The organism is Acidimicrobiales bacterium (assembly GCA_035533095.1).
In the GTDB taxonomy this organism is placed as follows: domain Bacteria; phylum Actinomycetota; class Acidimicrobiia; order Acidimicrobiales; family Palsa-688; genus DATLUM01.
Genome location: DATLUM010000022.1, coordinates 1 through 2,685 on the forward strand (window position 1 = coordinate 1; position 2,685 = coordinate 2,685).

At 68.2% G+C, this 2,685-nt stretch carries 3 protein-coding genes; all 3 read right to left on the reverse strand.

Going from position 1 to position 2,685, the window contains the following annotated elements:
• Positions 1 to 219, reverse strand: a 219-nt coding sequence (locus VNF71_02620) for a hypothetical protein (GenBank protein HVA73444.1), incomplete at its 3' end; no start/stop codon positions are given.
• Positions 220 to 234: 15 nt separating this feature from the next.
• A complete protein-coding gene (locus VNF71_02625; protein ID HVA73445.1) occupies positions 235 to 651 on the reverse strand; it encodes a hypothetical protein in 417 nt (138 codons plus the stop codon).
• Positions 652 to 1,111: 460 nt separating this feature from the next.
• The gene (locus tag VNF71_02630) at positions 1,112 to 2,512 is read right to left on the reverse strand and encodes an IS1380 family transposase (protein ID HVA73446.1); all 1,401 of its coding nucleotides are present in this window, start codon (positions 2,510 to 2,512) and stop codon (positions 1,112 to 1,114) included.
• Positions 2,513 to 2,685 lie beyond the last annotated feature (173 nt).

Genomic DNA, 2,685 nt, shown 5'->3' on the forward strand with positions numbered 1-2,685 from the left:
CCCGTCGATGAGGGACTGCGGGAAGATTTTGTGCACGGCTCCGCCGCCGGTCTTGATGGCGTCTCGGATTCTGGCGCGCACAGCGGCGATCTGATCGGCGGTCGGCGCGTCGAAGGCGTCGGTAGCGAGCTCGTGCGCCGAAAGCGATAGCAGTGCCGAGGCGGAGAGCCTGGGGTCAGACCCGCCAAAGCACCGTGTGGCGCCTGCGGCGTGGAGCACGGCCCAACGTCGCGCCTAGGAAGGCCCCCCGTCGTGGGGCCGGCGGCGGTGACGTCGCTGCAGCGTTTCGGTCGCCTCGGCCGCGCGTGGGACGAAATCTCTTGCTGGGCTATCCCGGCCAGTTCGATGCGACGGGCGTCCGATTCCAGCCGAGTCTCGGTCGGCGAGGCAATCTCCTGCCTCGGTGGACGGGAGGAACGGCGTCGTGCCCGTGAGGAGCGACCCGACGTCGCGATCGGCGCCAATGCGACGATCGAAGTGGCGATCAATCAGCCGCCGTCCCGCGTGAAGCACCAGCAGGGCGGCGACCACCACCGTGCAGAACAGCGCCAGGTCCAGCGCCCAATGCAGCACGATGTGTGGCGGTGTGAGCGCGCCGAACATGAAGAGCGCGAGGAGGCCGGCACCAGCGTTTCGGGTCCTTGTTGTCATGGCGTTACCTCCGCGCGAAGGGTAAGCCGGGGCTGTGACGCTGCCTCGGTGGGAAGGAGCCCGGCGATCCCCGCGAGCAGAGCCCCGTGGAAGGGGTGGGGACGAGCACGCCGCGTCGCGAATCCGAGGCCGCGGTGGTGAAGACCCCAGAAGCTCGGGCGATGGAGGGAAAGCCGAGGCCCCGAAGCGAGGGGGCCGTCTCGGCGCGAACCACTCGAGGTCCCCGGGGCTCCTTCACACCCCTGGGGATTCAAGACCTCACGTCGACCGACCTCGTTAACCTCCCTGTTTCACGGCGACCGTCGTAGCGGCTGCTGCGGGGCTCAGGACTGACGCGACACGAGGTGAAAGCCTGTAGTTCAGCGGGGCGCGGGCGTTTGGGCGCGGAACCGTCCCCGTGTCTGGCGTTGACAACTTCCTGATGGCACCGGCGGTGTCGCCGGCACGTGAGTGGGGCGTCTCAGGTAAACGCCGCGCGCAGGCGCACAAAGCCGAGGGCGAGCTGCTTGGCCCAGGCCCAGGTGCGATCGAGGCGCAGGTTGACAACTCGGCCGCCTCGAGTCAGCCGGGCCGCCATGTGCAAGATGCGGTAGCGGAACGCCGCGATCTCACAGCGGGCGATCACCGGATAATCGGCGAAGCAGATGAGCTTGGACCAGGCGACGAGGTCCGCCGCGGCAAGCACGCATTCGAGCCAGGCCTCGTTCTCGGCGGCCTGCTTGCAGGGCAGGTTCCGTAGTCCGGATGCTTTGGCCTGGCGGATCCGGTCCTCGACCCGGGCGTGGCGGCGCTGTCGCAGCTCGAGCACGGCGATGGGTCGGTCGTCATGCTCGATTGCAGACCTTCCGGCGGTGATGAACGCCGTGTGGCGAAGTCCAGCCTCGAGGTCGAACAGGCTGAGCTGGGCACCTGGATGGGGGCGTTCTCTTCGCACGATCACCCGGGAGCCTTCCGGCCAGGCCGACAGGTCGAGGGCCTCGGTGATCTCGGTCACCCACGCCCCGTCGCGCAGCTTCTCGCAGCTCTCGGCCTCGACCGCGTCGACCCACGCGTTCTCCTCGAGCGCGACGATCGCCTCCCGGACGTCCTCGGTGACCGCGAACCCGAGGCTGAAGCTCACACCCCGGCCCCGGCAGACTTTCGCGAAGCCGTGGGTGGCCCCGGCCGCGTCGGCACGGACCACGAGACGCGGGCCGTTCGGGTCCCCCGGGCGGGGGCGGGCCTGCAAGGGCAGGCTTTCGAGCGCCATGTCGAGGACACAGATGTGGTCCGCGGTGGTGTTCGAGCCGGCCCGTCCCTCTCGCAGAATGCCCGAGAGCGCCTCACCTGCGGCGATCTCGGGACGGTCGAGGAAGCAGAGCAGGGGATGGAAGCCGAATGTCTGCTTCCAGGTCGGAGAAGCCAGTTCCTTGTTCGAATGGGCGATCACGATCGTCGCGTCGATGTCCAAGAACAGCTCGCCCGAGAGGTCCGGCGCCGCACCAGCCGCCCACGCGGCACTGCGAGCCGCGGCGCGCCCGGAACGAAGGCGAGGCAGATGTGCCCGAGAGACCCTGTCGAGCACCCGCCAGGCGGTCGGGGTGGAGGCGACGGGCCCGAACACCCCTGGCTGGTCCCGCAGCGCCTTCAGGTCGCTGATCGAGTCAGCGCCGTCTGCGATCGCCACGGCGAGATCTGCGAGGACCGAGCCGGGGAAGTGGATCGGCATCGCCCGGTAGGTGCCGATGAGGGCCTTGTCCCAGGCATCGATGAGGCCCGTGAACCCCGCCAGCTCCCGGAGCAGCTCCGCCCCTGCGTGGGAGACCACACCCTCGCCGTCCGCAGTGACTTTCACCCGTGCCAACCGGCCGCTACGCTTCACTCGTCAGGTGCCTTTCCGTGGGGCGAATGGGAGCTTCGAGAACCCTCATTCTTCCTTATCGGAAAGGCACCTTGACGTCTTTAGCGGGCTAAAACGCCGGAAATCCATGAAACAGGCAGGTTAACCACTGCCGAGACGCCATTGCTGAAGCCGCCAATCTTGGCGAAGGCGAA